The 1,321-nt window shown below is 69.3% G+C and carries 1 protein-coding gene; it reads left to right on the top strand.

From position 1 onward, the window contains the following. A partial coding sequence (locus ACWEMJ_RS34145) for an acyl-CoA carboxylase subunit beta (RefSeq protein ID WP_452141028.1) occupies positions 1-1,321 on the top strand: 1,321 nt, incomplete at both ends.

The following is a 1,321-nucleotide window of genomic DNA, read 5'->3' as shown; positions in this document are numbered from 1 at the left end:
GTCGTCGGCTGGGGCACCGTCCACGGCCGCACCGTGTTCACCTACGCGCACGACTTCCGGATCTTCGGCGGCGCGCTGGGCGAGGCCCACGCCCAGAAGATCCACAAGATCATGGACATGGCCATCGCGGCCGGCGCGCCCCTGGTGTCGCTGAACGACGGCGCCGGCGCCCGCATCCAGGAGGGCGTCACCGCGCTGGCCGGCTACGGCGGCATCTTCCAGCGCAACACCCGCGCCTCCGGGGTGATCCCGCAGATCTCCGTGATGCTCGGCCCGTGCGCGGGCGGCGCCGCCTACAGCCCGGCGCTGACGGACTTCGTGTTCATGGTCCGCGAGACCTCGCAGATGTTCATCACCGGCCCCGACGTCGTGCAGGCCGTCACCGGCGAGAAGATCACCCAGAACGGCCTCGGCGGCGCCGACGTGCACTCCTCCGTCTCCGGCGTCTCCCACTTCGTCTACGACGACGAGGCCTCCTGCATCGAGGAGGTCCGCTACCTGCTGTCGCTGCTGCCGCAGAACAACCGCGAGATGCCCCCCGTCGTCGCGAGCGACGACCCCGTCGAGCGCCGCAACGACACCCTGCTCGACCTGGTGCCCGCCGACGGCAACCGCCCCTACGACATGCGCAAGGTGATCGAGGAGATCGTCGACCACGGCGAGTACCTGGAGGTCCACGAGCGCTGGGCCACCAACGTGATCTGCGCGCTCGCCCGGATCGACGGCCACGTGGTCGGCATCATCGCCAACCAGCCGCAGTCCCTCGCCGGCGTCCTCGACATCAACGCCTCCGAGAAGTCCGCCCGCTTCGTGCAGATGTGCGACGCGTTCAACATCCCGCTGGTCACCATGCTCGACGTCCCCGGCTTCCTGCCCGGCGTCGACCAGGAGCACGACGGCATCATCCGCCACGGCGCGAAACTGCTCTACGCCTACTGCAACGCCACCGTCCCGCGGATCCAGCTGATCCTGCGCAAGGCCTACGGCGGCGCCTACATCGTGATGGACTCCCGCTCCATCGGCGCGGACCTCTCCTTCGCCTGGCCGACCAACGAGATCGCCGTCATGGGCGCCGAGGGCGCCGCCAACGTGATCTTCCGCCGCGACATCAACGGGGCCGACGACCCCGACGCGATGCGCGCCCAGAAGATCAAGGAATACAAGAGCGAGCTCATGCACCCCTACTACGCGGCCGAACGCGGCCTCGTCGACGACGTCATCGACCCCGCCGAGACCCGCGCCGTGCTGGCCTCCTCACTGGCCATGCTCCGCACCAAGCACGCCGACCTGCCGAGCCGCAAGCACGGCAACCCGCCGATGT

This window comes from Kitasatospora sp. NPDC004531, from assembly GCF_053602195.1.
The sequence above is the reverse complement of the archived record's forward strand: the minus strand, read 5'-3'. Positions and strand labels throughout refer to the sequence as shown.